Below are 24,432 nucleotides of genomic sequence, written 5' to 3'. Positions count from 1 at the left end.
TGAGTTCATCATCTCCTGTTTGTTCATGAAAATTGGTAGAATCCCAGTAGCAATAATAAAACCATTTAGTAAAGCAAGCCAAAACTGAGAGTTCATTTCCAACACATTTGGATTATCAGTTCCTTTTTTTCTTATTTTCTTTCGTAGTGCTATTCCAATATACAATGTGTAATTGTAAAACCATTTTATATGATATACTATTTTATTCATGATAATTGATTACAGGGTTTACCGTGGAATATATTGAGGTTTTGGGTTTACAATGTTTTCATCTATCCACATTAGTCCTTTATCAACTGTTCCAGATGCTTCAAGCATACCATATATAAATCCCCCGCTCCCGCGCGATTCCATCGCGTGGTTGATCTAATACTAATTCGTCCAATGAGTTCATTAATCTCAAAAGTAATAAATTGAGATGTAAGGATTTATTTGTTTAGTAAACAGGCACCTATTGTTGATGATCAATTCTTGTACCTTTGGTTATCAGTGTATCGTTCCATAAGTAGTTATTAGACTGAAAATAATGGAAGTGATGAAAAAGCAGGTTGTGTTGAGCATTGAGGAAAGTAAGTACAAAAAGTTTCTGTCTCTTTTAGAGACGTTGGATTATGTTACAATAACTGAACAACACGAAATCCCTGAGTGGCAGAAAAATGAAGTTAGCAATCGAAAAAAACTCATCAAAAAAGATGTGATGAAAACTCGTTCCTGGGAAGAGGCTGAAAACGATATTTTCAAGTAGGAATGGGTTCCATACTTTTTTAATATCCGCAAAAGAGATATAAAAGATGATTTTCATCTGAAATCTATTTTCTACCCCTGAGCTTTCTTCCTCTTCAACTCAAAATTTTGGCCGAGGTAAACCTTTCTTACCTGTTCATCTTCTGCAAGTTCTTCTGCAGTTCCGGCTTTTAGGATGTTACCTTCAAAGAGGAGGTAAGCGCGCTCGGTAATGGAAAGTGTTTCCTGTACGTTGTGATCGGTGATGAGAATTCCGATGTTGCGGTATTTGAGTTGGTAAACGATGGTTTGAATGTCTTCAACGGCAATAGGGTCAACCCCTGCAAATGGCTCATCTAACAGGATGAATTTTGGGTCAACAGCAAGCGCCCTGGCGATTTCTGTCCTTCTGCGCTCACCGCCTGATAACAGGTCACCGCGGTTTGTGCGCACGTGGTTCAGACTAAATTCATCGATCAACGATTCCAGCTTCTCTTCCCGTTCGCGTTTGTTGAGATCAGTCATTTGCAGCACAGCCATAATATTGTCTTCAACACTCAACTTTCTAAAAACTGAAGCTTCCTGTGGTAAGTAACCAATTCCCAGCTTTGACCTTTTGTACATCGGGAATTTGGTGATTTCCTGCTGATCGAGGTAAACGTGTCCTTCGTTGGGCTTGATGAGGCCAACAATCATGTAAAACGAAGTTGTTTTGCCGGCTCCGTTTGGTCCCAGCAAACCCACAATTTCTCCCTGGTTCACTTCAACTGAAACACCTTTAACAACAGTTCTGCTTTTGTATTTCTTGACAATATTTTCGGCTCTTAGCTTCATGCTATTTCGTTAAAATGAAATTTGAATTTTTCCGCGTATGCCGTAACCTTTAACACCCCACAACTCACTAACACCCTCATTATCGAGGTAAGTGAGTCGTTTTACAATATCAAAACGGAAGAGCTTTAGTATATTTTCAATACCGGCACTCACCTCAACGTAAGGTTTGCGCTCTAGGGTTCCCATTTCTTCAGGTAAAACGACAAGGTCAGTATTCGTGGTATCGGTATTGGCATCGCTCAATGATCCCATCACAGCTTTAGCTGATACCACAGCTCTCCATTTCAGGCGATCCATGAACGGAACATTACTCGTCAACAACCCATTAAAGTGGTGTTGAACCATAATGCTGGCAGATTGATCGCTACCAAACTCCACAAAGTTCATCAGGTTAAACGAGCGGTCGTCATAAGTAAAGGTCTCGTTCCCGCGGTGAATCACGAGTAGCGGGTAAGGAACAGCACCAAAAATTTTATTTCCTTCAACTTCAACATCAGAAAAACCAAAGATGCCCAACTTGAAGCGCTTGGTGATGCTTAGGTACAGTTTGTGATATTCGTAATCGCTTATCTGTGGCGGGCTATAGGTGTAGTCAAAAGTGAATACCGGAGCCGTTGTCTTGATCTGCGACCTGGCAAAACGACCCTGAACAAATTTTTCGTTGATGGCCAGCCTGGTTCTGAGCGTTAATTCAGTAACATTGATCGGTTCAATTTTGTCTATTGGGTCTCCCTGTGGCGTATAGTCAGAACCGAACTGAACAAAATCGTTAAAAGCCGAGCTCATGAGGTTTTTGTTGTCGATCCTAAAAGTGTTTTGCAGCCCGATGAACCACTCTTTTTGAAAATAACCGGTCCACTTTTGCTGGTAGAGCATGTTATCGGCCGGACCTCTCCTCAGCGAAAGGAAAATATTGTCGTTATCGCTCCAGTTTACATCAAACCCGGGCTGAAACACATCATCAGTATAGCTGAGATGCAGCTTCGTGAGCGGTGTTTTACTGAAGTAGTATTCAGCAGTACCCGAGTATTTCCAGCGCTCATCATTTATTCCATAAGCGCCATATCCTTCAAATCGCCAGTTTTCGTGAAAGTTGAGATTTGTGCGGCCACCAACTCTAAACCTGATACCTTCAACATCATTGTAACTCATGAAAGAAGTAATCGGCCCTATGTCAATTGGGCCGGCTTTCGTGTATCCGCTCAGCAAAAACTCACCCACATTGGCAACCGTTTTAAACTCGGGAAGGCTCTGAATAGTATCAGCCATTTGGTAAATTCCCTCTTCCTGATCGGTGAGTGTGTCATGGCGCATTTCCTCCCAAAACTTGTCATTTCGTTCGGTTGCGCTGTCGCCAATCACTTCATTGTTCAGACCCGAATAAATATCGTCAGCTCGCGGCTTGTTGATGATGAAATTATCGTAACTAACCGTTTTCGTGTTGTACAGTCCCAGCCCTTCATCAGCGGGCTGAATATCAACCGTCATTTTGTCTTTTGTGAGAATCCAGCCGATGCTGTCGTGATAGGTGAATTCCTGGTTGATGCGCAAATCTTCCAGGAAATTGATGTTGATGCGGCTGTCCACATTCATTTCAATTTCTTTCACAACATAGTTGAGCGAGCTGTCGCCAACCAGCATTTTCCCGGTAAAAGCAACCAGTTGCGGATCTCTGGGAATAAATGAAAGTTCTTTGAATTTGACTCCGTCAATCATCATGGAATCGGTGATGTAGTAACGGTAAACATTTGGTCCGAGCCCTGATATTGGAGAGGTAAACGACTTATCCAGCAGGTCGATGGTGTTGTCGTAAATATCCACTTCAGAACCGAGTTTGTCGAGAAACTGACTAACACCTTCACCAAAAACGCTGTTTTCAAATCCCGATAGCTTAAGGCCTTTTACTACTTCCTTTTCGGCTTTTGGATCTGACCGAAAATAGATTTTCGATACTTTTTCTTTGATGAGAATCGGGATGTAAGGCTTCCCGTTCATGTCACTCGTGTCGATGTACTGGAAAGCGATTTTAAAACTTCTCAACGAGTTTCGCTTTGTCCATTTATCAGTAAAGTTGTTGAGGTCATACTCGTCTTTCGTGTACTTGTTGTATTCAAGGTACTCGAGGTTCTCGCTGTTCATGCGGTTTTCATCGCGGTGCTCGAGCACATTCCTGATGAGAATAACGGCCGGATTGTCTTTGTTGCGGTAGCGTTTTTTCTTGTCGGCCTTGATTTCCACTTCCTTGAGTTGCTCGGCAGTTTGTTTGAGTTCGAAGTTTACTTCCTGCTTTTCTCCGGGCTGAATCATTCGCTCCTGCGGTTTGTAGCCAACAAATGAAGCTCTCAGTTTATCAGAAGCCCACTGCGTTTTGATTTCGTAATAGCCGTTGAGATCAGTCGTGGTACCGATGTTCTTGTTGACGAATGAAATGTTGACGAAAGGGAGCGGCTCACCGGTTTTGGCATCTGTTACGGTTCCCGATACAGAGGTGTACTGGGCTCTGACCATTGAAGCAGAAAAACTCACTAAAAGCAGTGTTAGGGCGAAATAAAGATATGTTCGCAAGCTTGTTTTCATCAATGGGGTTCTACACAGTTTAATTTCGGCTAAAATAATGAATGCCTTTTAACTGGCTTGTTCTTTTTTAGCTTCCTTTTTGGTTATGTAAATGGAGAGCAAGATACTTATTTCGTAAAGGATCATCAAGGGCAGGCATACCAGTATTTGGCTGAACAAGTCTGGCGGAGTGATGATGGCTGCAATTATCAATGCTATTACGATGAAATGCCTGCGGTATTTGCGCAAAAACTGCGGTGTTATCAATCCTATTTTTGTGAGGAAGTAAACGAGTATGGGCAGCTCAAACAAAATTCCACTTGCCAACACAACTGTTGTTACGGTGGTGATGTAAGTGCGCAGTGTGGGAATAGTTTGCACGGCTTCACTCACAGAGTATGTAGAGAGAAAGTTGATCGATAACGGTGCAATTACATAATAGCCAAAAAGCACACCTGTGAAGAAAAGGAGTGAGGTAAAGAAAACGAGTCCGCGTGTCATTTTTCTTTCACTGGGCTGTAATCCGGGTTTAATGAAACGCCACAATTCCCAAATCAAATAAGGAAATGCGATGACGAGGCCGGCTATGATTGACACCAAAATGTGAGAGGTGAACTGGCCGGTCATGCTAATGTTTTGCAGCTTTGGAATATCCTGGCCAATACACAGTAAATCAGCGTCTCTGAAAAGCTGTGGAATTGAAGTGTTGAGCCAGTGAGAGAACGAGCATAGTTTTTGAAATGTCCAAAAGTCAGGGCTTTTTGGGGCGAAAATGATTCCGTCAAAAATGAATGACTTATTGGCAAAGACCAGGATTGCGCCAATGATGATAGCGGCAGATCCTCTTACGAGATGCCATCTCAGTTCCTCGAGATGATCGAGAAACGACATTTCAGATTCTTCGTGTTGCGGGAGTTTTTTCGCCATAATTAAGTGGGCAAAAGTAAAATTTTTGTTTTCAGGAAAACTGATTTTAGTTTCAATCGTTTAATTAATAAATCTTACATTTGAATATTCTTTTAAAGCATTCTCTATGAATAGATTCATTCTTCTTTTAACAGCGGCACTTTCACTGGGGATGTTTGTTCTGATGAATGACACCACCTCAATCAAAACGGATAACAACAATTCTTCGATTTATGACGGTCAGAGCAAGATGTCATCAGTCCAGTTGAGCAGTGATTCAATGGGATTGAGCCGGTCAAATATCGATGGTTTAAAAGGATCTGACCAAAGCTCAGATGAAAATCAAAAGCCAAAACAACCTGATGAAAATGGTTTTTGGGATTACCTGAAAGAGGGCCTTGATAACAACAAAATTGATTTCCCTAATTTTTTCGAAATACTTCCGGCAATTGCTATTTAATTAGCACTTTTGGCGGCATAATTTCGTTTTTGAGTGAATGATGAGGAAAGTAGCGCTCAATTTAGCCCGTGTATCTCTGGTTTTATCCATGTTAGTAGTTTTCGCGGGGAGCTTTGTGAGGATGACAGGATCGGGAATGGGTTGCCCGGATTGGCCCAAATGTTTTGGACACATAATTCCGCCAACTGATGAAGATCAGGTTAAGTGGGAATCTCAAAGGTTTTTTGAACAGGGGCAAATGATTCTGCACGAAGAAGCGCTTTGGATAGCAAATGCTTCATTTGAAACTGATGAATCTTTCAATCCCAGGAACTGGGAAAAATACACACGCCACGATTACGCGCATTTCAATGTCTACCACACGTGGACAGAATACATCAACCGGTTAATAGGTGCTGCAACAGGAATCCCGACTTTCTTTCTCTTTTTAGTGGGGCTTTTCTATTGGAAACGCGATAAGGTTGTTACGCTTTTTGCAGCTGCATCGCTGTTTTTACTCGGGTTTGAAGCCTGGCTGGGCAAGCTCGTGGTAGATGGCAATCTCGTGCCTAATCAAATCACCATTCACATGTTTGGAGCGCTGCTGATCGTCACCATTCTCACGCTGTTGATCAATAGGCTCAAAAATAACACGAGAACACCAATAGGGAAAAAGACTTTCTACCTGTTTTTAGGTGTGCTGGGAATATCCATTTTGCAAATTTTACTTGGAACGAGTGTTCGCGAAGAAGTTGATCATTTGCTCAAAAGTGGTATTGAGCGTATCAATATCATTGAGAGTTTGCCTGTTATTTACGCTATTCACAGGAGTTTTTCTATCCTGGTGATGTTGATCAATGGATATTTGATCTATAAGCTGATTAAGGCCGGAACTGGTCAAAAAGCCTATCTCTTTATGTGGGGAGGGATTTTGTTGATTGAAGTTTTACTGGGAGTCGGGTTGACTTATCTCGGGTTTCCTAAAGAAATGCAGCCGGCACATTTAATTTTTGCCTTTTTGCTTTTCCTCGTTCAGCTATACGTGTTTCTGCAGGTAAAGCCAAGAGTTAGTCACCACGGTCAGAGCCGAACTATTTCCACTCAAATGACCTGATGAAGTGCTCGATGTCTTCTTTGACAAACTGCTCAACCGGAGCAATAGAGTCTGGTTTGGGAGCTGTTTCAAAATAGAGCGATGCGTGTAAATAATGATCAGTGCTATCGGTTATGAAAAACTGATAATTCGATGCTGTACTCCCTTTAAAATCGTACGAAATACCGTAAACGTCATCTTCTCTTTTCGTGATAAGACTCTCTTCGATGTCGTTTGCTTTTACGATATGCTTCATCACGAGGTCACGACTGTCTTCAGTCAATTGTCTCAATGAGTCTTCAACATGTTCGCCAAAGTAAGAGACGTAAACACGAGCCTTGAATTTTGGATACAGGATATTCATCCAGCAGGGATTTCTGTTCGTGTCGATTCTCTTGTAATCCAATTTGCTGTGTTTGCTGTACTCAAACGTGAAGGGGCAATTTTCATCAAATTTATTATACGAATGCTCTGGTAATTCAATCCTGTGATAGCCGCGCGGTTTTGGGGTGTAATCATCTGAACAGGCCGAGAAAAACGACACAAGAATTATCAGTAAAAGACTCAGTAAATTATTCGCTTTGGCTCTCATTATCATCATTCATCGTTTCATCTTCAATTGTGAGTTTCACTCGTTTTATTCTTCTTTTATCTGAAGCTTCAACCGTAAAGGTGTAATGCTCAAATGAAACACGTTCATTTTTTTGTGGAATTTTTCCGGCAAGCTCCAGGACGAATCCTGCTAAAGTATCAGCTTCGCCCTTGCTCTCTTCAAAAATATCACCTTCAATGTCGAGTACGCGGTACACATCGTTGAGCGGTGTTTTTCCTTCAAAAACGTAATTGTGATCATCGAGTCTGGAGTAAACCAAATCCTCATCATCAAACTCATCGCTTATTTCACCTACAATTTCTTCAATGACGTCTTCAAGCGTGATAATTCCGGAACTTCCACCGTATTCGTCAACAACGATAGCGAGATGGATTTTCTTGTCTTGAAATTCTTTTAGCAGATCGTCAATTTTTTTGTTTTCCGGTACGTAAAAAGGCTCTCTCATGAGCTTTGTCCACTCGAAAGATTCTTCCTCATTCAGGTAGGGAAGCAAATCCTTTAGGTAGAGAACCCCTTTTACATTATCGAAGTTTTCTTCAAAAACCGGAATACGCGAATATCCTGATTCAGTTATTTCTTCCAGTAAGTCTTTGTACGGAGTAGCTTCATCGATGGCTACAACATCGAGGCGTGGAGTCATAACTTGCTTGACATCAGTTGTACCAAATTTCACGATACCTTTTAAAATGCGTTCATCCTCTTCGCGAATTTCGTGAGTATCGGTAATTTCGAGAGCGTGTGAAAGTTCGTTAACTGAGATGTTATTTCCTTTTTTCTTCAACTTGCGGTCGATGAATCGTGTGGATCTGACCAAAAGTGTTACCAGTTTTATGCGATCAAATATTTTGTAAGCTGTGTGTAAAGGAAGCGCCATTGTACGCGATAACTGCATGGGATATTTGGATGCGTAAACTTTAGGGATGACTTCACCTGTCAGTAATATGAGGAATGTAATGGCTACTACGTTGATCAGGAATGCGATCATGCCTGATGATATGTAAATTCCCAATAAGGTAGTGCTCTCAAAACTGAACAGCATTTGACTCAATAGTGATGATAGCAAAATGATGGCTACATTGATGAAGTTGTTGGATATGAGTATTGTTGCTAAAAGTGATTTCGTGTGATCCAGCAGGAATAAAATCACTTCAGCTGTTTTGCTATTTTCCTCTTCCAAATCCTTTTTGTGAGTGGGAGATAGGCTGAAAAAGGCAACTTCAGATCCTGATACAAGTGCTGATCCCAGCAATAGTACAATGAGAGCTACAATGCCTGAGAGAACTTCCCAGTTGAAAATTGTGATGTCAGCGATAAAGAGAAAAAGCGAATGACTACTCGGTTCGTCCAATTCAGATTAATTTAGTTCGACTTAAAACGGCAAATCATCGTCCATCTCGGCTGAGTTGTCCTGAGCCTGGTTTTGAGATGGTGGAGCCTGGTCGTATTGAGAAGATGAATTACCTCCGGAACTTTGCGATTGACCACCCTGTCCTGATGAGTCATTAGGACCGCTCAACATGATCATATCATTGACATCGATTTCATAAACTTTACGCATGATCTTGTCATTATCTTCGTAAGTCCTCGAGCGAATTTTTCCTTCAACATAAACGCGGTTTCCTTTTTTGAGGTACTTTTCAGCAACTTCAGCCAGGCCTCTCCACATTGTAATGTTGTGCCATTCAGTACGTTTTACGAGCTCACCGCTTTTGTTTTTGTACGTTTCGTTGGTAGCCAGTGTAAATCGAGCTAAAGTGGCACCACTTTCAAATGTTCTTATTTCTGGATCCTGACCTAAATTACCAATTAATGTCACTTTGTTTAAGCTCGCTGCCATAATTTGTCTTTATTTTTAAAGTAGTAAACAAAGCTAAGTAAAACACAGGCTATTTCAAATAATGAGGAGCCTCCTCTTCAACAAATCGCTCAATTAATCTCGGTATTGGGTAGTGCTCAAGCGATTTGGTTCTGACTAATTTTTTTTGATTGTTGGTTTCCTCATCAAACTCAACTTCATAAAAACGCGCCCAAATTCTTTGGTGGCTCAGCAAATGTTTTCGGTCAGATCCGATTTGCGTCACCTGTCTCACCTTGTGGTTCTCAAAGCGGTCATCAGTTTCAATAAGCTTTTTCAATTCACTGAATTCGTGCTTATGGTTAGAGGTTTCAATCATCGGGAACTGGTAGAGGTTTTGCCAAATTCCTTTTTGGTTGCGTTTTTCAATTGCAAATCCGCTCGCATTGTTCGTGATGATGAAATTGAAGAAACGCTCTTTGACTTTGCTTTTTTTCTTTTTTACAGGGAGGTCTTTAACGATGTTGAGAGCCAGAGCAGTACAATTATAGCTGAGCGGACATTCGTTGCATTTTGGATTTGTTGGAGTACAGTGAAGCGCGCCAAATTCCATTATGGCCTGATTGAATTCATCGGGCCTGCAGTTTTCCATGAGCTCAAGAGCAGCTTCACTAAAGATCTTGTAAGATTTTGGAGTATTAATTGGCTCATCAATATTCAAATACCGACTAATAACGCGATAAACATTGCCGTCAACTACCGGAACACGTTCGTTTTTTGAAAAAGAAGCGACAGCGGCTGCCGTGTATTTCCCCACACCTTTCAGTTTTAACAACTCTTTGTAGTCAGTTGGAAAGACACCATTAAAATCAGATATTACCTGGTCAGCTGCTTTTTTGAGATTTCTGGCCCTGCTGTAATATCCTAAACCCTGCCACATATTGAGCACTTTTTGTTCGTCAGCTTTAGCTAACGAGCTCACTGTGGGAAACTCTTTTTCAAACTTTAAATAATATGATTTTCCCTGGTCTACTCTCGTTTGCTGGAGGATGATTTCAGAGAGCCATATTTTATAGGGTTTTTTGGTGTTACGCCACGGTAATGAGCGCTTGTTCTTTTGGTACCAATTGATTAGCTCATTAGCAAAATTCATGCATTTTCATTTTTAAGATTTCAAAAATACATTGAAATTATTTTCGCATTACAAATATTACAGTATCTTTGCAGACCTCGAAACAGAAATTATAAAACCGTAATAATTAAAGACTTACAATTATGACTAAGGCAGATATCGTTACAGAAATCTCTGATGAAACAGGAATCGAAAAGGTGATGGTGCAGGCAACTGTAGAAACTTTCATGGAACAGGTTAAAGCAGCATTGACAAAGGGAGAGAATGTTTACTTGAGAGGCTTTGGTTCGTTTATCGTTAAGAAACGTGCTGAAAAAACTGGTCGTAACATTTCAAAGAATACAACAATTATTATTCCTGCTCACAATATTCCAGCATTTAAGCCGGCCAAGACGTTTTTGAATGACGTTAAAGAAAACGTTAAAGTTAAAAAGTAATTAATTGACATTTGAAATTTAGCGGATTACAAATAATTATCATTCTGAGTGCTGTTGCCATAGGTGCAGCACTATTTTTTGCTCGAACTACCCCGAACGAAAAAGAAGTTGCTGCTAAACAAAATACCAAAAAAGACGTAAAAAGTCAAAGCAGTTCATCAGGATCTGAAAAAAGTGATATCAATGCACAAATTGATTCTGCTCTCGTAAAAGTGAGAAGCGAGGCCCCAATGGCCGGGATCATGAAATTGCGTGAAATTGCTCAAAACAACCCTGAAAATATTCGTGTTCAAATGGAACTTGGCGCGCTGTCTATTCAAACAGGGCAGCTCGAAAAAGCCGTTTCACGATTTGAACGCGTAATTGAACTCGATACTAACTTTATTGAAGCGCATTACCTGTTAGCTGTTGTAAACGCTAATGAAGGTGATACGCTATCAGCAAGCAAAAGGATGGAGTTTGTCGTAGACAACGCTGATAATCCTGAGCTGCTGAAGCAGGGAAAAGAATTTTTTAAAGAACTTAAAAAGAATTAATATGCCAAGCGGAAAGAAGAGAAAAAGACATAAGATGGCGACTCATAAACGTAAAAAACGCTTACGTAAAAATCGTCACAAAAAGAGAAAGTAATTCAATAACGTATTCTTTCCTTAGCCCCCACGAGGGGCTTTCCTCATTTTAGCGTTTTTCACTTCTAAATTGACATTACGTGAAAAAAGATCTCATTGTAAATGTTACAAATAAAGAAGTTGAGATTGCGCTGCTCGAGGATAAGAAGCTGGTTGAATTACATAAGGAAAAACACAATAACGACTACACAGTAGGTGATTTGTACCTGGGAAGAGTTAAAAAACTCGTTCCCGGGTTAAATGCTGCATTTGTTGATGTTGGGTACTCAAAAGATGCTTTCTTGCATTACTTTGACTTGGGTCCTCAGGCAGCAAATGTATTGTCGTATTTGGGAGATGTTCGTTCGAAAAAAGCGAATGCCTCTAACCTTAAAAACTTTAAGTTACTACCTGATATAAATAAAGGTGGCAACATTAAAGAAGTACTAAAGCCAGGTCAGGAAATTCTTGTCCAAATAGCGAAAGAGCCAATTTCAACTAAAGGCCCCCGCATTTCAACTGAGTTGAGTATTGCCGGGAGGTATCTGGTTTTAGTCCCCTTTACAGACAAGGTCTCGGTCTCTTCCAAGATTAAACATCGCAAGGAAAAAGACCGATTAAGACGTCTGGTACACAGTATTAAGCCAAACAACTTTGGCATCATAGTCAGAACCGTAGCTGAAAACAAAAAAGTTGCGGATCTCGATCGTGACCTCAGAGAGTTGTTGCAAAAGTGGGATGAGTGTTTTCATAACCTCAAAAGTGCTAATCCACCGGTTAGGGTTTTGGGAGAACTCGATCGTACATCTGCACTTTTGCGTGATGTTTTGAATGATTCTTTTAACAACATAGTCGTTAATGAAGAAAAGTTGTACAAAGAAATTCAAAACTACATGAAGAGTATTTCCCCAGATCAGGCAAAGATTTGCCGTCAATACAAGGGAAAGAAAAGCATATTTGATCACTTTGGTGTGGAACGCCAAATCAAAGGCTCATTCGGTAAGAATGTTACCATGTCAAGTGGTGCTTATTTAGTGGTTGAACACACTGAGGCACTTCATGTCATTGACGTGAACAGCGGAAACACGGCTAAAAAAGAAGATTCTCAGGAACGCAATGCGTTGCGAACGAATCTCGAAGCAGCTGAGGAAATAGCTCGTCAACTAAGGTTGAGAGATATGGGAGGTATCATTGTTGTCGATTTTATCGATATGCAGGATTCCAACAATCGCAAGACTCTGTTCAATAAGGTTAATGAAGTAATGAAACTCGACAGGGCCAAACACTATGTTTTACCTCCCAGTAAGTTTGGACTTGTTCAGATCACGAGACAGCGCGTGAGGCCTGAAATGGACATTAAAACGGCTGAGGAAATTCCCACAAAAGATGGCGATACTCAGGAAGTTCAGGCTACAATTCTACTCATCGATGATATCGAAAATGCTTTGCGTTTTGCTATTGAAGATCAAAATGAAAAAGTTGCCCTAATTAAGGTTCATCCATTTATTGATGCTTACTTCAAACAGAACAAAAAGAAATACCAGTGGAAATGGTTCATGAACTACAAACGCTGGATTAAAATTCAGCCCAGAACTGCTTATCCACTCATGAAGTTCAAGTTGATCAATGCCTCCAATGAAGAAGTGACAACCAATTGATTTTGCTATGTCGTTCGGCAAGCAACATGTATATACGGTTCATCAGGCTCTGACCAAAGCGATGAAATACTGCGCTTATCAGGAGCGCTGTCAAAGTGAAGTTTACAAGAAACTTCGAGACTGGGGCATGAATCATAATGATAGTGAAGAGGTGCTTGCAGAATTGATATCTCAAGACTTCATTAATGAACAGCGCTATACTGAATCATTTGTAAGAGGTAAGCTCCGTTCAAAAGGATGGGGAAAACTGAAAATTTCATACAAACTAAAAGAAAAGCAAATCTCTAATTACAATATTGAACTTGCTTTAAATGAAGTTTCGCAGGATGAGTACCTTGGTATTTTGGAAAAAGAAGCTAAAACAAAATTAAACCTGATCAAATCAAAGCCATTGAAAGAGAGAAAAGCCTCATTGTTGAGGTTTTTACAGAGTAGAGGCTTTGAGAATAACCTGATTTGGGATTGGATTAACAACAACTTGTAATATGGTTTCACAAGACGATTTGAAGAAATTAACCGGGCGCCTGGATGCGTTAAGGGGGTATCTTTGACCTGGATAGTAAGCGTGAAGAGATAAAGGAAAAAGAACTCAAGTCTCAGGATCCTGAGTTTTGGGATGATCCCAAAAAAGCTGAGTCCATACTTAAAGAGATTAAAAGACTCAAAAACTGGACTACAGCTTTTGATGCTATTAGTGAAAAGAAGGATGAACTCGAGGTATTAATCGAGTTTCATGAAAGTGGCGAAGGATCTGAAGAAGAAATTGATAAAACCTACTCTCAAATAATTGAAGGCATTGAGGATCTGGAGTTTAAAAACATGCTTTCAGAACCCGAAGACGAGCTCGATGCTGTACTTGAAATAAATCCCGGAGCAGGCGGTACAGAAAGCCAGGATTGGGCTTCAATGCTCTATCGCATGTACTTGATGTGGGCAGAAAAAAGCAATTTTAAAGTAAAGGAAATCGACTACCAAAAGGGCGATGAAGCCGGTATTAAATCTGTTACGATTGAGATACAGGGTGAGTTTGCTTACGGATATTTAAAAGGAGAGAATGGTGTCCACCGACTCGTTAGAATTTCACCTTTTGACTCGAACTCTAGGCGTCATACTTCTTTTGCTTCTGTTTTCGTCTATCCCGTAATAGATGATACTATCGAGATTGAGGTTCATCAATCAGATATCAATTGGGAAACATTCAGATCCGGTGGTGCAGGTGGTCAAAACGTCAATAAAGTTGAGACTGGTGTGCGATTAGAGCACAAACCATCAGGGATTATCATTCGCAATACTGAAACTCGTTCTCAGCTCAAGAATAAAGAGAATGCAATGCGTCTATTGAAATCTAAGCTCTACGAAATTGAGATGCGTAAGCGTCTTGAAGAGCGAGATTCAATAGAAGGAGATAAGAAAAAAATTGAGTGGGGTTCTCAAATTCGCAGTTATGTATTCCACCCATATAAAATGGTAAAGGATGTAAGGACTGATGTTGAGACTTCCAATGTTCAGGCAGTCATGGATGGGGACCTCGATAAGTTTATCAAGGGGTATCTTATGGAATTTGGCGGTAGCAAGAAAGAGGACTAATCAAGTCATTTTCTTTATTTAAAGGCATAAAAAAAGGCTTCTCGTTTGAGAAGCCTTTTTTGTTGATTTAAAGGAGTTGGAATTACTTCACAACTACTTTGTATGTCGCAGATTTACCTTCTTGATCTTGAACTTCAATTAGGTAAATTCCTTTGTTCATGTCAGATAGGTTGAAACGTTTTTGAGCGTTTCCTGAAACATTAACTCTATCCTGTGCAACAGTTTGTCCTACGATGTTACGAACAACAATGTCGTAAGCACCATTAAGACCGTTGAAGTTAACTTCAAACTGACCGTTGTTAGGGTTTGGATAAACTTTGATGTTGTTAGTTAATGCTAATTCTCCATAACCTGTAGGTTGGATAAACTGAGAATCAGTTGTAATACAACCATTGTCATCAGTAATGGTAACAGTGTAAGTTCCAGTAGAATCAACTACAGAAGTTGCAGATTGGTCACCGTTGCTCCACTCATATTGGTATGGGCTAGTACCACCTGATGCCGTTACAGATACTTCAGAAGCTGCTTCATCTTTATCTGTATTAGACTGAAGTGGAGAAGGCTCATCAACAAATTCAGTTCCGCCAACTGTTTCACATCCACCTGCATCAGTAATAGTAACGCTGTACTGGCCTGGAGCTAGTCCAGAGATTGTTTGGCCAGATCCTCCATTACTCCATGTGTATGTATAAGGAGTTGATCCACCAGTAGCATTAGCAGTTAACGATCCATCATTGTCACCATTACAAGTAACGTCAGTTACATCGTAACCACCAAATAGCGGTGCATTCGCATTAGTCATGATAACTTCAACTGTACCTGAACATCCATTAGCATCAGAGATCGTTACCATGTAAGAACCTGCTGCTAATCCTGAGTTAGTAGCAGTCATTGTACCATCAGGCCATTCAACATCGTAGTTGTTAGTGCCAAAAGTAACAGTAGCCTGACCGTCAGCTAAACCACAAGAAGCTTCTGAATCAACGTTGAAGTCACCAGTTAATTCATCACAAGCAAATCCTTTAACGTTAGCTTTAATCTTAGGGTTCAAGCTAGTGAAGAACCAGTCTTGAGCTGCATTGTTATCAGGCCTTACAAATACAGTTTGTGGATCAGCACCTGGTTGACCTTGAGCCATCGATACTGAGTCACCAAACGTTTGGAAACCTACGATGTAATCACCGGGAGTAAGCTCAAGATCAGTAATGTCATAGTTTGACCATGCACCAATGTCGCCAGCTCCAAGGTTGTAGAATGAATTTGGATCTGTTGATGTTAAATTGTTAAAGTTAGCATCCCAAACGCAAATTTGAACCTGTGCATTTTCAGCAGAAAAACTAGAGAAATAGATATCTACTGATTCAAGCGTATCGATTTCTTTAATTGTCATGCTAAAACCAACAGCATAGTTGTAACCCTGGTAGAAGTTACCCTGGTCTAAAGTTATACTATCATCTGCTCTTGAATAAACATCTTCTGTTATATTCAAGTTAAAGTTAGCTGTATCATTAACTGGAAAATCATCTGTGTTGTCAGAGTTTGCAACAAAGTCAATTGCGTAATTACCAATTGCTTTATTCATGATAACATCACCAGAATTTCCTAATGAATCTGAACTACCAGTAGCCAAACTTGGGTTTGATGTAGTTTGAGTTTCTAGAGAACCATTAAAGAACACATCAACTCTACTATTTGGTTGTGTTTGAGAGCCCTGGTTTGTCAATTCACCACTGAAATTAACTGTATCAGTGCTAGCGTGATTCAATGGAATGTTAGCGTAGTAATAGTTTTGACCTTGATTTAGACCCCAGTTAAAGAAGTTGTCATCGAGGACCAGATCGTTGTCAGGACCCTGAACAAACTGAATGTCATCAATTTGCCAGAAATAGTATCCTGAACCATTTGCATTACTTATTGTAGCTCCATCAAATACAAACTGAGCTTTTACGTTGTTGTTACCTGGAATATTAAAAGGTATTGGAACGTAAATCAATTCAGCATTTGGTGTAGCTGCATTCACTGTAAAATCATCAGTGTAAATATCAATAGTATCAGGGTAAGTCATACCTCCGTCTGTAGAAAATGCTACATGAGCTGTACTCTGGAATCTTCTAAAGTAAGAAGTCATTCTCAAGTAAATACTTTGGTAACCTGTAAAGTCCATAGTAGGAGTTTCCAAAATACCAATGTGTGGTGTAGGAACCGGACCACTACCCATTGTTTGAGGGCTACCATTATTATCGAGGTAATCACTGTCAAAAATCATGAAACCATTTGCTAAAGTAGCTGAAGCAATTGGGTCATTTTCATTTTGAGTAACACCTGAATATGCTCCAATTGAGCCCTCTGTGTTGTCAGGGGATGTGTTTGGACCACGGTATTCCCAAGCAAGTGGAGCGGATGAATTATTCAATATAAATGAACTCCATGCACCGTTAGAACCATCTCCAGCTAAACCGTTACCAAATGTTTCCTCGAAGATCGTGTCACCATTTAGTGCTGTTGGAGCATTTCCACCAGAGCGGGTAAATGTGTAACTCTGAATTGATGTCCTTTCAGCAACATTTAATGCCTTTGGGGCTTCAGGAACATCTTGCAGGGCTGTTTGAGCACTTAACCCGCCAGCTAATGCTAACCCTGCGACTGTTAGTAAATATTTCTTCATAATTTAATTAATTTAATTACTCTTTACGAGTCGGTGAAATTAATAATAATTTAATTCACAAACGAATCTTTAAAGAGTAAAGTTTGTTATTCGATCAATACAAATATAGCGACTTTACAATGTGTTGTCAAAAAAAATGAAAATAGACCATTAATTACACAGCCTGATACTCTTCAATAGGTAAGCAACTACACATTAAATTTCTATCGCCATAAGCATTGTCAATTCTCCTGGAGTAACTCCAGAACTTGGCATCGAGAAGATAGGGGACAGGATAAGCAGCTTTTTCACGACTGTAAGGCTTGTCCCACTCACTGGTAGCAATCATGCGAGCTGTGTGTGGAGCATTTTTCAGTACGTTTTCTTTTTTATCTGCTTCGCCTTCCTCGATCAATTTGATTTCTTCTCTAATTTGACGCATGGCTGTTATGAACCGATCGATCTCATCTTTGTCTTCACTCTCTGTCGGTTCAATCATCATTGTGCCCGCAACAGGAAATGAAACTGTTGGAGAATGGAAACCATAATCGATCAATCGCTTGGCCATATCTTCAACTTCAATATTTGCAGTTCTCTTAAAGTTGCGGCAATCAATAATCATCTCATGTGCAACGGTATTGTTTGTGCCTACATAGAGAACATCGTAATGATCTTTGAGTTGAGCTCTAATGTAATTCGCATTCAAAATCGCCATTTTGGAAGATTTCGTCAATCCTCTTTGGCCGAGCATTTTGATATAGCCGTAAGAAATCAACAGAATCAATGCTGAACCATAAGGTGCGGCAGATATTGATGTTATTCCATTTTCACCACCAGTTTTATGAAGTGGATGCGTTGGAAGGAATGGCGTTAAGTGTTTGGCAACACCAATCGGACCCATACCTGGTCCACCGCCACCGTGCGGAATTGCAAATGTTTTGTGAAGGTTGAGGTGACAAACATCAGCACCAATTAATCCGGGAGATGTAAGACCAACCTGAGCGTTCATGTTCGCTCCATCCATGTAAACCTGTCCGCCATGAGCGTGGATGATGTCGATAATCTCTTTGATCTTTTCCTCAAATACTCCGTGAGTTGAAGGATACGTTACCATCAAAGCAGATAGTTCATCACTGTATTTCTCAGCTTTTTCTTTCAGATCCTCAACATCGATATTTCCGTTGTCATCGCATTTCACAACAACTACTTTCATTCCGGCCATCACTGCTGATGCGGGGTTAGTACCGTGAGCAGATGAAGGTATCAGGCAAACATGACGCTGGTGGTCGTTGTTGCTTTCGTGATATGCTTTAATCACCATCAATCCGGCATATTCACCCTGGGCACCAGAGTTAGGTTGAAAAGATACGCTGTCAAATCCAGTGATTTCTGATAGATCTTTGCCTAACTCATCAATGATTTCTTTGTAGCCCTGCGTTTGATCAACAGGAGCAAATGGATGAACATTCGCGAAATTCTGATTTGAAATTGGGTAAAGCTCAGATGCTGCATTCAATTTCATTGTACAGGATCCGAGAGAAATCATCGAATGTGTAAGAGAAACATCTCTGTTTTCTAATTTTTTCATGTACCGCATGATTTGCGTCTCTGAGTGGTACATGTTAAAAATGTCATGATTTAAGAAAGATGTTGTACGCTCAAATTCTTTTGGCACTTTCACCTGATCTGCTCTGTCAAATTTTTGGTCAGATCCGGCAAGAGTGGAAACGAGTACTTCGCTCATTTTTTCTGCGTTCTCCCAGGTCTTCGTTTCGTCCAGACTGATGGAGATCGTGTTCTCACCGTAATAAAGGTTGAAGCCGGCTTTTTCCATTTCAGCTTTGACTTTCGCCATTTGGCTTTGATCGGCTCTGACCGTGAGCGTATCAAAATGAGTTTTGTTCACGATTTCAATTCCGGCCTTTTCAAGTGTATTGCGAACACTTTGTGCTTTGTCGTGAATCGTTTGCGCTATGTCAATGATTCCGTCAGAACCGTGGTAAACAGCATAAAAACCAGCCATTACCGCGAGAAGTGCCTGAGCCGTGCAGATGTTTGAAGTAGCTTTATCTCTGCGGATGTGTTGTTCGCGTGTTTGAAGGGCCATGCGGAAAGCGGGATGACCATCTTTATCTTTACTCACGCCAATGATTCTGCCCGGTATGTGACGCTTGTACTTTTCGTGTGTGGCAAAATAAGCTGCGTGCGGACCACCATATCCCATCGGGATACCGAAACGCTGAGTTGATCCAACTGCGCAATCGGCATTCATGCTGCCGGGAGATTTTAGCAAGGCGAGCGACATGATGTCTGCTGCCATACAAACTTTGATGTCGTTAGTGTGGGCTTTTTCAATAAAGCTTGAATAATCAACTACCCTTCCTGTTGCAGTTGGGTATTGAAGGAGTGCTCCAAAGTAAGTGTTGTCGAGCACGACATCTTCAAAGCTGCCTGTTTCCAGCTCAATACCGAGCGGAGTAGCACGTGTTTTGAGAACTTCCTTAGTTTGCTCAAATACATCTTTATCGATGAAGAATTTTTTGACACCGGCTTTTTGAGCTTGTCTCGAGCGAGTGTTGTAGAACATGATCATGGCCTCTGCTGCTGCAGTTGCTTCATCTAAGAGGGAAGCATTGGCAATTTCCATGTTGGTCATGTCCATTACCATCGTTTGAAAGTTGAGAAGCGCTTCGAGTCTTCCCTGAGCAATCTCAGCCTGGTAGGGTGTGTAGGCTGTGTACCAGCCCGGGTTTTCAAGGATGTTGCGCTGAATTACGGCCGGTGTAATAGTGCCGTAATATCCCTGACCGATGAAATTTTTCATCTGTCGGTTTTTTTGTCCCAACTCATTGATGTGGTTGGTAAACTCAAACTCTGTCATCGCCTTTGAAATGTCTAAAGGCTTTTGCATCCTAATTTGCTCAGGGACAGTTCTGTCAACGAGTTCATCGAGGCTGTTACAACCAATAGCCTCTATCATTTCCTGTACATCTTGTTCAGATGATCCTATGTGTCTGCGCTCAAAGCTACTCCACTTCATTTTCAACACTTTTTAATGAATTTGGCAGGCAAAATAACTCAAAAAAAATGGCTATTTAAACCTTGTTCACGTTTATATTTTACCTAACCAATTTTCTGTTATCTTGTTCGAGAGAACGGGTGAAAAATTGGAGAGTTTCTTTTCTTTGTTTATCACTTTAGTCGCATGAACAAGCTGTTGAACTTTTTTCTTTTCTCAAACCTGTATGTGTTGCTCGTCATAGCAGCGCTGATAGGCTGTACACAGCTAACGGTAATTAGAGGAATTCAAGTGAATGAAACAGTTTGGTTTATTCTCTTTTCAACTCTTGCGCTTTACCCTGCTCATCGCTTGTATGGATTGATAAGGAGTAAAAGCTCACAATTGGTCGAACGGGTATATTTCATGAATGAGTACAAAACGGTTTTGGCGATTATCGTTTTGATCGGATTAGTGGGAACCGGATATTATTTTCTTGAGCTCTCATGGGAGCAACAGAAGAAAGTCCTCATTCCTTCATTTGTGGGGTTGGCTTATTCTTTTCCTGTGATTCCGATAAATGGTAAATTCATTCGTTTACGCGATTTACCCTATATCAAAGTATTTGCGATATCTGCGGTTGTCAGTTATCTCACAACTGTTTTTTTACCGGTGACTGAAATGCTGAGTTCATCTGCTTCGTGGGGACTTTTTTTAAAACGCTTTTTCTTTTTGTTAGCTATCACGCTTCCGTTTGATATAAGAGACTTAAGAGTTGATAAAAGAGAAGGGTTACGAACAATTCCCAATCAAATGGGGATAAAAGTATCAAAGTGGATATCGGGAATTGCGTTGTTGAGCTATGTGTTGTTAGCTCTGCTTTTTGTGGCTCTGACCGATAGTGAAATTATTCTTTTTGTCGCGCAATTTATCACGGCTGCGTGGGTGTTGTTCTTTTTGGTCAGAACCAAACCAAACCGCTCAGAGTATTTTTATTCTTTTGGATTTGAGGGAGCAGCTATTGTCGAGGTGATTTTACTTTTAATCCTTGTAAACCTGATATAACCGGCTGGTCACAGTCTTGTTGCTGAAATTCTTTTCGCTGACTAATTTGTGTTTGAAATTGTCGAAAAAGAGGTTGTAATCGGGCAGACTCATTTGAAGTTTTCCGCGGAATGGCAAGAAAATGAGGTAGAGGACAAACGTTTTCAGTTTTGAAAAAGCATCTTGCTTTTGAACGAAGTCGCTGAACAGAATAAATCCTTTGTGCTTTACACTCACAATAACTGATTTTGCAACGGCTTTCATCTTTCTTTCAGGAATGATGTCCAGCACAAACGGAAGGATCATGACATCGATGTCTTCAAGGTTGATATCTTCCATGTTTTCTTCTTTGAAAAAGATTCTTCTCGAAGTACCAAATCTTTCTCTGGCCTTTTCCATCATCGACTCTGATGGCTCAATAAAGTAGATAGTGGCATTTTTAAATTTTTCGAGCAGCGGATACAGGATGTCGCCCGAACCGCCTCCTACAACCGCTATTTTTGTTACGAGTTTTGGGTCTAGACGATGGAATTCGCGCTGAGCCTTTGAAATAGATGGGAAGAAAAAGTTCCGCATTGTTTCGTAGAACGGAGCAACGAGTCGGTAACCTACAAATCGCACGATTGATTAGCCTTTTGTGAGTTTTTGGAATACATCTTCTAAGTTCATCTCCTCAGAATTTAGCTGCAATACTTTCATTTTTTGCTCAACAGCAAACTCAAAAATCAGTGGTCGCACATCGCTGCCCGTTTCGCATTCAATTCGGTAATGGGTGCCGTGAACATTTTGAACGCGCGTTACACCTTCAATCTTTTCGATGAGCTCAATGTTAGGGTCAGAGTCAAACTCTACTTCGATGAGTTGAGAAGCACCCGATACTTTTCTCAATTCTGTCGTGGGTTTGTCAGCAACAATTTCTCCTTTGTTGATGATAATGACGCGATCACAAATAGCTTCAACTTCCTGCATGATGTGCGTACTCATCATCACTGTTTTTTCACGGCCTATGTTTTTGATCACATTCCTGATTTCCACAATTTGATTCGGGTCGAGTCCGCTTGTGGGCTCATCCAAAATCAAAACATCCGGATCGTGCAAAAGCGCCTGAGCTAAACCAACACGCTGGCGATAACCTTTTGAGAGCGCACCGATTTTTTTGTTTTGCTCTTTTTCCAGCCCAACCAAATCGATCATTTCCTTAATGCGCTCTTTCTTGTTCTCTACATTGTGCAGTCCTGCACAAAAAAGCAGATACTCTTTGACATACATTTCGAGGTATTGCGGATTGTGCTCTGGCAGGTAACCGATGCTCTTTTTGACCTTCATCGGCTGTTCTTCCACATTGTGCCCCGAGACGAACGCCTCGCCAAGAGTTTGCGGAATAAAGCACGTCAAAATTTTCATCATCGTACTTTTTCCTGCACCATTTGGCCCCAAAAAGCCTATAATCTCTCCCGGTTTCACCTCAAATGAAACATCATTTAAAGCTTTTTGCTCTCCGTATATTTTGGTTACGTTCTTAACTGTTATTGACATAGTTTGCTTTTGCGAATGCTCAAAAGTAAAAAAATACAATCTTCGCGTTGTAAATACTCAGATTCAGATATGGTTCAGGGAGTAGTGGTAAAATCGACAGGTAGCTGGTACAAGGTGAGAACGCCAAATGGACAGGTTTATGATTGCCGACTTAAAGGAAAGTTCAGGCAAAAGGGAATAAAATCGACCAATCCGGTTGCAGTGGGCGATGAGGTTGCCATAAAACTCAGTGATGACAACAGCGAAAATGTCATTGTAGATATCGCTGATCGCAAAAATGCACTCATTCGCAAATCAACCAAGCTCTCTAAACAAACACACATCATTGCTTCCAATGTTGATCAAATTGTGGTAATCTCCTCAATTGTTGATCCCAAAGTAGCGTTCGGGTTTATCGACCGCATTTTGGTGAGTGCTGAGGCATACCGAATCCCGGCTCTGATCGTGTTCAATAAATTTGATCTTTGTCGGTCAGATCCTGCAATCGATACCCTTGCTGAAGCGCTGGCGATTTACGATTTAGCCGGCTATCCGGTTCTGCTCACTTCAACCAAAACAGGGAAAGGTTTGGAGGAATTCAAAGCACTTTTACACGATAAATATTCGGTTCTCACCGGGCAGAGTGGTGTGGGTAAATCATCGCTTATCAATGCTATTCAGTCGGACCTCGATCTCAAAACGGCAGATGTCTCGGGATATAACGATAAAGGACAACACACTACCACTTTTGCTGAGATGCACGAACTCGATTTTGGTGGTTTTATTACAGATACTCCCGGGTTGCGTAGCTTTGGCGTAGTCGATTTTGAAAAAGAACATTTGAGTCATTATTTTCCTGAGATGCGTGAGCGAATTCAGGATTGTAAATTCAATAACTGCATGCATATCAATGAGCCTGGCTGCGCGATTAAAAAAGCTGTTGAAGAAGGTGAGATTGCCGGCAGGCGATACGATAATTACATCGAGATGTTGAATGACGATTCATTTCAAAAACAATTTTAATGAGAGCATTAATTCAGCGTTCAGGAAACGGGAAAGTTGTGGTTGATGACGAAGTTACGGGTGAAATCTCGAGCGGACTTGTCGTGTTGCTGGGAATCGGTCATGATGATACGGAGGAGGATCTCGATTGGATTGTTCGCAAGACGGTCAATATGCGGCTTTTTGAGGGATCTGACCAAAAAGAAGTTTCAGTGCTCGATACTGAAGGCGAGGTGCTACTCGTGAGTCAGTTCACGCTGCATGCCAGTACCAAAAAGGGAAACAGACCATCGTATATCAACGCGGCAAAACCTGATATAGCCGAACCGATGTATGAAAAAGCAATCCGTAAATTTGAAGAAAGTGGGGTAACGGTCAGAACCGGAAAGTTTGGTGCCCACATGGAGGTTTCGTTTACGAATGACGGCCCCGTTACGATTTGGCTCGATTCAAAAAACAAAGAATAATGGAAAAGGAAAAGTTTGAAGCCATACAGGCTGAGGTTGATGATTGGATCAAAAATGTTGGAGTTCGCTACTTTAACGAACTCACGAATATGACTCAATTGAGTGAAGAAGTTGGAGAAGTGGCACGTATAATCGCCAGGAGATATGGCGAGCAAAGTGAGAAAGAAAAAGACAAGAACAAGGATTTAGGCGAGGAACTGGCTGATGTAATTTTTGTGGCAGTTTGCCTGGCAAATCAAACAGGAGTTGACCTGCAAAAAGCCTGGGATGAAAAGCTACAGCTCAAAACAAAACGCGATAAAGAGGGTCATCAGAGTAATGAGAAGTTGAAATGATGCGTTTTAAAGTTTAATTGTTTAATTTAAACCTGACAGGTTTGGG

24 protein-coding genes are annotated in these 24,432 nt (G+C 40.8%); 12 read left to right on the top strand and 12 right to left on the bottom strand.

Going from position 1 to position 24,432, the window contains the following annotated elements; all coding sequences use genetic code 11:
• Nucleotides 1-210, bottom strand: a 210-nt coding sequence (locus RI557_RS08560; protein ID WP_310683264.1) for a hypothetical protein, incomplete at its 3' end; no start/stop codon positions are given.
• Nucleotides 211-535: 325 nt separating this feature from the next.
• On the opposite strand from RI557_RS08560, the gene RI557_RS08555 reads away from it, so the two are divergent.
• Nucleotides 536-745: an addiction module protein gene (locus tag RI557_RS08555; RefSeq protein ID WP_310668404.1), complete on the top strand. Its 210-nt coding sequence runs from the start codon at nt 536-538 to the stop codon at nt 743-745.
• 71 nt (nt 746-816) lie between these two features.
• Here the strand turns inward: RI557_RS08555 and lptB are convergent, their stop codons facing one another.
• From lptB to tatC, 3 genes are read right to left on the bottom strand one after another with little or no spacing between them, the layout of a single operon-like run.
• Nucleotides 817-1,557 (bottom strand): LPS export ABC transporter ATP-binding protein, encoded by a 741-nt coding sequence (gene lptB, locus RI557_RS08550; RefSeq protein ID WP_310668405.1) that lies wholly within the window; start codon nt 1,555-1,557, stop codon nt 817-819.
• A gap of 9 nt (nt 1,558-1,566) precedes the next feature.
• Nucleotides 1,567-4,134 (bottom strand): DUF5686 family protein, encoded by a 2,568-nt coding sequence (locus tag RI557_RS08545; RefSeq protein ID WP_310683262.1) that lies wholly within the window; start codon nt 4,132-4,134, stop codon nt 1,567-1,569.
• Nucleotides 4,135-4,182: 48 nt separating this feature from the next.
• Nucleotides 4,183-5,040: a twin-arginine translocase subunit TatC gene (gene tatC / locus RI557_RS08540; protein ID WP_310668407.1), complete on the bottom strand. Its 858-nt coding sequence runs from the start codon at nt 5,038-5,040 to the stop codon at nt 4,183-4,185.
• 106 nt (nt 5,041-5,146) lie between these two features.
• Between tatC and RI557_RS08535 the strand changes: the two genes are divergently transcribed.
• Together RI557_RS08535 and RI557_RS08530 are read left to right on the top strand one after the other, a co-directional pair.
• Nucleotides 5,147-5,479: a hypothetical protein gene (locus tag RI557_RS08535; protein ID WP_310668408.1), complete on the top strand. Its 333-nt coding sequence runs from the start codon at nt 5,147-5,149 to the stop codon at nt 5,477-5,479.
• 37 nt (nt 5,480-5,516) lie between these two features.
• Nucleotides 5,517-6,572: a COX15/CtaA family protein gene (locus RI557_RS08530; protein ID WP_310683260.1), complete on the top strand. Its 1,056-nt coding sequence runs from the start codon at nt 5,517-5,519 to the stop codon at nt 6,570-6,572.
• Here RI557_RS08530 and gldD read toward each other — a convergent pair.
• The 4 genes from gldD to mutY are packed head-to-tail and all read right to left on the bottom strand — an operon-like array spanning nt 6,550 to nt 10,112.
• Complete coding sequence (gene gldD / locus RI557_RS08525) at nt 6,550-7,143, bottom strand: gliding motility lipoprotein GldD (protein WP_310683266.1); 594 nt, start codon at nt 7,141-7,143, stop codon at nt 6,550-6,552. The genes RI557_RS08530 and gldD overlap by 23 nt on opposite strands.
• Nucleotides 7,124-8,512 (bottom strand): gliding motility-associated protein GldE, encoded by a 1,389-nt coding sequence (gene gldE / locus RI557_RS08520; protein ID WP_310668411.1) that lies wholly within the window; start codon nt 8,510-8,512, stop codon nt 7,124-7,126. The genes gldD and gldE overlap by 20 nt, the downstream gene beginning before the upstream one ends.
• Nucleotides 8,513-8,533: 21 nt before the next feature.
• Entirely contained in the window at nt 8,534-9,001 is a 468-nt protein-coding gene (locus RI557_RS08515) for a single-stranded DNA-binding protein (protein ID WP_310668412.1), read from the bottom strand.
• Nucleotides 9,002-9,050: 49 nt separating this feature from the next.
• Entirely contained in the window at nt 9,051-10,112 is a 1,062-nt protein-coding gene (gene mutY / locus RI557_RS08510; protein ID WP_310683258.1) for an A/G-specific adenine glycosylase, read from the bottom strand.
• Nucleotides 10,113-10,234: 122 nt separating this feature from the next.
• Here mutY and RI557_RS08505 point away from each other — a divergent pair, with 122 nt between their 5' ends.
• From RI557_RS08505 to prfB, 5 genes are all read left to right on the top strand, one after another.
• On the top strand, nt 10,235-10,528 hold the full coding sequence (locus RI557_RS08505) for an HU family DNA-binding protein (protein ID WP_310668415.1): 294 nt from the start codon (nt 10,235-10,237) through the stop codon (nt 10,526-10,528).
• Nucleotides 10,529-10,539: 11 nt separating this feature from the next.
• Nucleotides 10,540-11,064 (top strand): tetratricopeptide repeat protein, encoded by a 525-nt coding sequence (locus RI557_RS08500; RefSeq protein WP_310668416.1) that lies wholly within the window; start codon nt 10,540-10,542, stop codon nt 11,062-11,064.
• 173 nt (nt 11,065-11,237) lie between these two features.
• Nucleotides 11,238-12,794: an Rne/Rng family ribonuclease gene (locus RI557_RS08495; RefSeq protein ID WP_310668417.1), complete on the top strand. Its 1,557-nt coding sequence runs from the start codon at nt 11,238-11,240 to the stop codon at nt 12,792-12,794.
• A gap of 7 nt (nt 12,795-12,801) precedes the next feature.
• A complete protein-coding gene (locus RI557_RS08490; RefSeq protein ID WP_310668418.1) occupies nt 12,802-13,278 on the top strand; it encodes a regulatory protein RecX in 477 nt (158 codons plus the stop codon).
• A 1-nt stretch (nt 13,279) separates the two neighbouring features.
• Nucleotides 13,280-14,381, top strand: a protein-coding gene (gene prfB, locus RI557_RS08485; protein ID WP_310668419.1) for a peptide chain release factor 2 whose coding sequence is annotated in 2 segments (ribosomal slippage) — nt 13,280-13,342 and nt 13,344-14,381 — 1,101 coding nt in all. Because the reading frame shifts where the segments join, the coding sequence is not laid out codon by codon here.
• An 82-nt stretch (nt 14,382-14,463) separates the two neighbouring features.
• On the opposite strand, the gene RI557_RS08480 is transcribed toward prfB, so the two are convergent.
• Complete coding sequence (locus RI557_RS08480; RefSeq protein ID WP_310683256.1) at nt 14,464-17,046, bottom strand: T9SS type A sorting domain-containing protein; 2,583 nt, start codon at nt 17,044-17,046, stop codon at nt 14,464-14,466.
• Nucleotides 17,047-17,200: 154 nt separating this feature from the next.
• Complete coding sequence (gene gcvP / locus RI557_RS08475; protein ID WP_310683254.1) at nt 17,201-20,065, bottom strand: aminomethyl-transferring glycine dehydrogenase; 2,865 nt, start codon at nt 20,063-20,065, stop codon at nt 17,201-17,203.
• Nucleotides 20,066-20,230: 165 nt separating this feature from the next.
• Between gcvP and RI557_RS08470 the strand changes: the two genes are divergently transcribed.
• Entirely contained in the window at nt 20,231-21,088 is an 858-nt protein-coding gene (locus RI557_RS08470; protein ID WP_310683252.1) for a UbiA family prenyltransferase, read from the top strand.
• Here the strand turns inward: RI557_RS08470 and RI557_RS08465 are convergent.
• Both RI557_RS08465 and gldA read right to left on the bottom strand, forming a co-directional pair.
• Nucleotides 21,065-21,688 (bottom strand): class I SAM-dependent methyltransferase, encoded by a 624-nt coding sequence (locus tag RI557_RS08465; RefSeq protein ID WP_310668423.1) that lies wholly within the window; start codon nt 21,686-21,688, stop codon nt 21,065-21,067. The two genes, RI557_RS08470 and RI557_RS08465, sit on opposite strands and share 24 nt — an antisense overlap.
• Before the next feature lie 6 nt (nt 21,689-21,694).
• Nucleotides 21,695-22,603 carry a gliding motility-associated ABC transporter ATP-binding subunit GldA gene (gldA, locus tag RI557_RS08460; protein ID WP_310683250.1) on the bottom strand — a complete coding sequence of 303 codons (909 nt, stop codon included), beginning with the start codon at nt 22,601-22,603 and terminating at the stop codon, nt 21,695-21,697.
• A 69-nt stretch (nt 22,604-22,672) separates the two neighbouring features.
• Between gldA and rsgA the strand changes: the two genes are divergently transcribed.
• From rsgA to RI557_RS08445, 3 genes are read left to right on the top strand one after another with little or no spacing between them, the layout of a single operon-like run.
• Nucleotides 22,673-23,605 (top strand): ribosome small subunit-dependent GTPase A, encoded by a 933-nt coding sequence (gene rsgA, locus RI557_RS08455; protein ID WP_310683248.1) that lies wholly within the window; start codon nt 22,673-22,675, stop codon nt 23,603-23,605.
• Entirely contained in the window at nt 23,605-24,051 is a 447-nt protein-coding gene (gene dtd / locus RI557_RS08450) for a D-aminoacyl-tRNA deacylase (RefSeq protein ID WP_310683246.1), read from the top strand. Before rsgA ends, dtd begins: the two co-directional genes overlap by 1 nt.
• The gene (locus tag RI557_RS08445; protein ID WP_310683244.1) at nt 24,051-24,386 is read left to right on the top strand and encodes a nucleotide pyrophosphohydrolase; all 336 of its coding nucleotides are present in this window, start codon (nt 24,051-24,053) and stop codon (nt 24,384-24,386) included. Before dtd ends, RI557_RS08445 begins: the two co-directional genes overlap by 1 nt.
• Nucleotides 24,387-24,432 lie beyond the last annotated feature (46 nt).

The sequence above is a fragment of the Salibacter sp. genome (assembly GCF_031581065.1).
Classification (GTDB): domain Bacteria; phylum Bacteroidota; class Bacteroidia; order Flavobacteriales_G; family Salibacteraceae; genus Salibacter.
This window is presented reverse-complemented; position numbering and strand designations above follow the sequence as displayed.

Coding starts and splice junctions, on each gene's coding strand:
- RI557_RS08515 (WP_310668412.1), bottom strand. CDS start 9,001: ATGGCAGCGAGCTTAAACAAAGTGACATTAATTGGTAATTTAGGTCAG.
- mutY (WP_310683258.1), bottom strand. CDS start 10,112: ATGAATTTTGCTAATGAGCTAATCAATTGGTACCAAAAGAACAAGCGC.
- RI557_RS08505 (WP_310668415.1), top strand. CDS start 10,235: ATGACTAAGGCAGATATCGTTACAGAAATCTCTGATGAAACAGGAATC.
- gldD (WP_310683266.1), bottom strand. CDS start 7,143: ATGAGAGCCAAAGCGAATAATTTACTGAGTCTTTTACTGATAATTCTT.
- gcvP (WP_310683254.1), bottom strand. CDS start 20,065: ATGAAGTGGAGTAGCTTTGAGCGCAGACACATAGGATCATCTGAACAA.
- dtd (WP_310683246.1), top strand. CDS start 23,605: ATGAGAGCATTAATTCAGCGTTCAGGAAACGGGAAAGTTGTGGTTGAT.
- lptB (WP_310668405.1), bottom strand. CDS start 1,557: ATGAAGCTAAGAGCCGAAAATATTGTCAAGAAATACAAAAGCAGAACT.
- RI557_RS08530 (WP_310683260.1), top strand. CDS start 5,517: ATGATGAGGAAAGTAGCGCTCAATTTAGCCCGTGTATCTCTGGTTTTA.
- RI557_RS08470 (WP_310683252.1), top strand. CDS start 20,231: ATGAACAAGCTGTTGAACTTTTTTCTTTTCTCAAACCTGTATGTGTTG.
- gldA (WP_310683250.1), bottom strand. CDS start 22,603: ATGTCAATAACAGTTAAGAACGTAACCAAAATATACGGAGAGCAAAAA.
- RI557_RS08445 (WP_310683244.1), top strand. CDS start 24,051: ATGGAAAAGGAAAAGTTTGAAGCCATACAGGCTGAGGTTGATGATTGG.
- rsgA (WP_310683248.1), top strand. CDS start 22,673: ATGGTTCAGGGAGTAGTGGTAAAATCGACAGGTAGCTGGTACAAGGTG.
- RI557_RS08535 (WP_310668408.1), top strand. CDS start 5,147: ATGAATAGATTCATTCTTCTTTTAACAGCGGCACTTTCACTGGGGATG.
- RI557_RS08480 (WP_310683256.1), bottom strand. CDS start 17,046: ATGAAGAAATATTTACTAACAGTCGCAGGGTTAGCATTAGCTGGCGGG.
- RI557_RS08555 (WP_310668404.1), top strand. CDS start 536: ATGAAAAAGCAGGTTGTGTTGAGCATTGAGGAAAGTAAGTACAAAAAG.
- RI557_RS08490 (WP_310668418.1), top strand. CDS start 12,802: ATGTCGTTCGGCAAGCAACATGTATATACGGTTCATCAGGCTCTGACC.
- RI557_RS08545 (WP_310683262.1), bottom strand. CDS start 4,134: ATGAAAACAAGCTTGCGAACATATCTTTATTTCGCCCTAACACTGCTT.
- tatC (WP_310668407.1), bottom strand. CDS start 5,040: ATGGCGAAAAAACTCCCGCAACACGAAGAATCTGAAATGTCGTTTCTC.